The 4,523-nt window shown below is 47.3% G+C and carries 4 protein-coding genes; 1 reads left to right on the top strand and 3 read right to left on the bottom strand.

All coding sequences use genetic code 11. The annotated features are described in order from the left end of the window. Positions 1-85 precede the first annotated feature (85 nt). Positions 86-295, bottom strand: coding sequence for an exodeoxyribonuclease VII small subunit (gene xseB / locus B2Z67_RS06135; RefSeq protein ID WP_291528936.1), 210 nt, complete (start codon positions 293-295; stop codon positions 86-88). Between the two features lie 415 nt (positions 296-710). Here xseB and B2Z67_RS06130 point away from each other — a divergent pair, with 415 nt between their 5' ends. Further along, positions 711-1,805 carry an endoribonuclease L-PSP gene (locus B2Z67_RS06130; RefSeq protein WP_291528935.1) on the top strand — a complete coding sequence of 365 codons (1,095 nt, stop codon included), beginning with the start codon at positions 711-713 and terminating at the stop codon, positions 1,803-1,805. A gap of 46 nt (positions 1,806-1,851) precedes the next feature. On the opposite strand, the gene xseA is transcribed toward B2Z67_RS06130, so the two are convergent. Then, positions 1,852-3,090: an exodeoxyribonuclease VII large subunit gene (gene xseA / locus B2Z67_RS06125; RefSeq protein ID WP_291528934.1), complete on the bottom strand. Its 1,239-nt coding sequence runs from the start codon at positions 3,088-3,090 to the stop codon at positions 1,852-1,854. A 3-nt stretch (positions 3,091-3,093) separates the two neighbouring features. Further along, a complete protein-coding gene (locus B2Z67_RS06120) occupies positions 3,094-4,461 on the bottom strand; it encodes a S8 family peptidase (RefSeq protein ID WP_291528933.1) in 1,368 nt (455 codons plus the stop codon). Between the last annotated feature and the right edge of the window lie 62 nt (positions 4,462-4,523).

Genomic DNA, 4,523 nt, shown 5'->3' with positions numbered 1-4,523 from the left:
GAAGCTAATAGAGATACTTCTGATTATAAACAACATAAAACGTGCAAAACTTAAATTAATGTATATTGAGCAACAAAATTAGCCTTTATTCCCCATATTCCTGCTTCTCCGACAGTAATTTTTCAATTTCCTTGTCGGCTTTAGTCAATTTGTCACTGCAAAACGCAATGATTTCATTTGCCTCCTTTATTTTCTCAGCGAGAACGTCTATTTCCAACTCGTTATTGTCCATCTGGCGGACAATCTTCTCCAAGCGTTCCATAGCTTGAGAATATGTTTCTTTTTTTGCTGCCATATACTCCTTGTATTATAATACCCTGCAAAGTAAGGCAAAAAAAATAAAACTGTTTCAATAATCGGCGAATATGATTTAAGTTTCAGAAGCTGTCTGCATGTTACCTAACCACCTCTCCCTGCTACCTGAACCTGTCCCGCTCCTCTATTGCTCCTCTTCTGCTCCTCTTAAATGGTACTTTTAGAGGAGCGGGAAAGGAGCAGAAGAGGAGGAGAAGAGGAGCAAGTATGGTTTCACCCCGCATAAACCGTAGAAAAATAGAGGTTGAAACAAACACCTACATTTTATGCTATACAACATGTTTGAGCTTTTTTTCAGTTGATTACTTCTTCCTTTTTAAATATCGCCTTATCTTCGAAACATGTTTCACAACATCATTCCAAATACAGAAAAAGAAGAGACAACATAGAAAAGTATGAACTATTGCGAAAAGATACACTATAGCATATACACCACGGAAGAAGCGGATTTCGAAACTATGGCAGACACTTTATTAGCTCAATTGCCTGAAAACGAGCATATCTTCCGGCTGATTTTCTTCGGCACACCCGCAGACAATGTGCAATACGTAACCCGGCGTACAACGCTGTTCGACAAAATAGAGAGATTGTTCGCAGAACGACTGCCAGTATTCAGTTATGTGTCCCAGCCGGCGCTGGACGGCAGGTTGACGCTGGAGGTACACAGTTACCGGGCGGACGATACGGATTCTGTCGCTTACCATCCTAACAATGGCTTTCCGTACGTTGTACTGAGAAACACGGACGGGCGTTTCCTCTTTGCCGGAGGTTTTCACAGCGATATCATCACCTTCAATACTCAGCAACAATCCGTAGAGATATTCCGGTTAGCCAGCGAAGTGCTGCACCGGGAAGGATTTCCGGTTGAGAGTATCATCAGGCAGTGGAATTATATCGAGCAGATTACAGGCTTTGACGGCTTCGACCAACATTATCAGATGTTCAACAACGTACGCAGCAACTTCTACAAACGCGCCACATGGAGTACCGGATATCCTGCCGCAACGGGCATCGGCACGAATCTGGGAGGAGTGCTGGTGGATATGGATGCGGCAGTATTCGCCCGTCCAGGATGTTTCATGACTGCCATTGACAACAAGTTGCAAGTGGCCGCCCACGCCTATTCCGTGCAGGTGCTGGAAAATGCCAATGAGGAAAAAGCAACTCCCAAATTTGAGCGGGCAAAGAGCATGACATTTGACGATAGGGAATTGATATATGTATCGGGCACGGCTGCCATTCGCGGAGAAGAGAGTATGGCGGGTGTAGGGCTTGAGCGTCAGCTTCACATCACGATGGAGAACATTGCTCAGTTGATTGGCAATGCGCAACTTAAGATACTGCGCGTGTACCTGAAAGAGAAATCTGATTACAAAGAGGCATACGAGCTATTGGATAGCTATAAGCTGAACGTCCCCATATCTTATATGTGTGCGGATGTATGCAGGAACGAGTTATTGATAGAGATAGAAGGAATCGCTATTAATTGACTCAAGTTTCCATGCGAAACTTGAGTAACAAGTAACCAAAAAGCTATCAAGGTCTTTTCTCTTTCAATACGGAAAGTACATTTCCTTTTTCTAAATAGGTTACCAATTCATCTCCCGCATTTAACAGAGAAGCATCCTTCACCACTTTGCCATCCTTGAATGTAATGCTGTAACCACGGGCCAACTGTTTTTCAGGCGCCGCATCCACCAAACGTTGTTGCAGCAACTCCAGACGGTGCCGTTGACGGGACAGGGAAGCAGTAACCGACTGAAATATATCCTTCCGCACCGTAAGCAGAGCCAGCTTTGCCTCAGATACACGCTTGAAAGCGGCAGAAGGAATGCGATTCTTAAGCATCGCAAGTTTCTTGCGCTGTTCTTCCAATAACGAAAAAACACCCTCGTGCAGACGATTGGCAAGAACTTCCAGTTCGTCAGCAGCAAGACTCATGCAGCTTATGAGATATTCCGCAGCAGCAGTCGGTGTTTTCACACGGGTATGGGCTACGGAATCGAGCACCGTATCGTCTCGCTCATGCCCTATCCCGGTGATAATCGGCAGCGGGAATTGCGCGCAGGCGGCAGCAAGCAGATAAGTATCGAAGCCGGAAAGGTCGGAAGTGGCTCCACCGCCGCGAATAATGACCACGGCATCAAACTCTTCCCGGCGACTCAGTATTTTATCCAGGGCGGCCAATATGGAATCTTCTATGTTGCCTTGCATCAGGGCAGGAAATAATTCGGTATAAAAGAAGAAGCCACGAGGGTTGTTTTTCAACTGATGGCAGAAATCGCCATAACCGGCAGCCGTGGCAGACGAAACAACTGCGATGCGTTGCGGCAAGTCAGGCATTTCCAGTTCTTTATTCAGAGACAGGACACCTTCCTCTTCCAGTTGCTTCAGTATTTCCCGGCGACGGCGCACCATATCGCCTAACGTATAAGTGGGGTCGATGTCCTGCACCGTAAGGCTATAGCCGTAAAGTTCGTGGAAACTGACGGTAACCTGAACCAGTACCTTAATGCCGGAGACAAACGCCTGTCCCGTTGCCTCCTCAAAGTAGGGTTTCAGCAGGCGGTAGACATTCGACCAGATTGTTCCCCGAGCCTTAGCCACCAGACTGTTGCTGCGGGGGTCTTTCTGAATAAATTCCAGGTAACAATGACCGGTAGTGTTAGAACGCACATCGCTCAACTCCGCCTGTACCCAATATTCATTGGGCAGGCATTGCTCGAGGCTGCGGCGCACCAGGGAGTTAAGCTCCAACAGGGATAGGGCTTCCATTCGTTAGCGGCGATTTTTATAGTCATTATATGCCTTCCACATATCAGGCACTCCATATCCATAGATATTATCAGGGAAAGCGGCACGGTTGCCCGAAGAGCGTACCAACTCGATTATTTCTTTCGCTGTCAGCTTCGGGCAAGCCTGCCACAGGCAAGCCACCATGCCGCACATGATGGGTGATGAGAAAGAAGTACCGTTAGCCCTTCCCTGATTACCATCCGTACGTATCACATCCGAACCCAGGCCAACTGCCACAATATCCGGTTTAACGCGCCCATCAGCCGTGTTGCCAATGGAAGAGAAAGGCGCCAGCACAGCTTTTTTATCAATAGCACCCACCGTCAGCACATTATCGGCATCTCCCGGAGGAGTTATCTTCTTCCAGGTTCCCGAACCTGCATTTCCGGCGCTACATACCAATACCATTCCTTTGTCCGCAATGCGGGAAGCCTGGCGGGACATCAATGCACGACGCCCATCGAGGTCACGGTATTCGTAATTCTTCGACTTGTCGTCGAATGCGTAGTACCCCAAAGAGGTATTGATTACGTCCACACCCACGCTATCGGCAAATTCTACGGCGGCAGCCCAGTAATCCTGTTCTACCAGATGTTCCGAATACTCGTCTTCGCTGCGAAGCAACCAGAAAGAGGCTTCGGGGGCAGTGCCGGTCATTACATTAGGCTGATTCATGCCAATACACGAAAACACGGACAAGCCATGACTGCTTTCGGCATAGATATCAGCCTGTGGATTTACGAAGTCTTTTGCGCCAAGTACGCGGGTGTTCTGCAAGGCTGTTATCTTATCCGCATTGTGGAAACCGGCATCTATAACGGCAATCGTCATACCCCGGCCTTTATAGCCGGCTTCATGCAACTTGTCTCCGTTGCTTAATCGAATTTGGGCGACGGCAGGTCCGTAAATGCTGTCCGGGTATATTTTCGGTTGGTTGATGGCGGAATCACGTTTCGTTGCTACCGACGGTTTATCTGCTCCGGGAGCTATCCAGACTTTCTCTGTGGAACGAACAAAAGGCAGGGCGGCAATGCGGTCAATCAGCGTGGTATCGTTGCAGGATACTGTCACGAAGTTATCCCACTTTCCGGTCACTACAATCCGTACTCCTTGCTTGCGTATCTCATCTATATACTTGCAGCAAACCGGAAGGTCTGTGGAATCAATGGGAAGATTCTGTCGCTTACGACGTTCAATGGCCTTGTCGGACAGGAATTTCTCCGGGTGTTTCAACGAATACTCCGTGGCAGCTTTATCTTTCAGGCTGATGCGATACTTCAATGTATCTTGCTGTGCCGATACTCCCGTTGCAAACAGGATAAGGCTTAAAAGGAAAATGGCTTTTCTCATATCTTCTTATATTTATTATTTTTTCAATAAGTAAGTGTTCATAATTAGTTTATACTATAATT

This window comes from Bacteroides sp. UBA939 (assembly GCF_002293435.1).
Classification (GTDB): domain Bacteria; phylum Bacteroidota; class Bacteroidia; order Bacteroidales; family Bacteroidaceae; genus Bacteroides.
The sequence above is the reverse complement of the archived record's forward strand: the minus strand, read 5'-3'. Positions and strand labels throughout refer to the sequence as shown.

Coding starts and splice junctions, on each gene's coding strand:
- xseB (WP_291528936.1), bottom strand. CDS start 295: ATGGCAGCAAAAAAAGAAACATATTCTCAAGCTATGGAACGCTTGGAG.
- B2Z67_RS06130 (WP_291528935.1), top strand. CDS start 711: ATGAACTATTGCGAAAAGATACACTATAGCATATACACCACGGAAGAA.
- xseA (WP_291528934.1), bottom strand. CDS start 3,090: ATGGAAGCCCTATCCCTGTTGGAGCTTAACTCCCTGGTGCGCCGCAGC.
- B2Z67_RS06120 (WP_291528933.1), bottom strand. CDS start 4,461: ATGAGAAAAGCCATTTTCCTTTTAAGCCTTATCCTGTTTGCAACGGGA.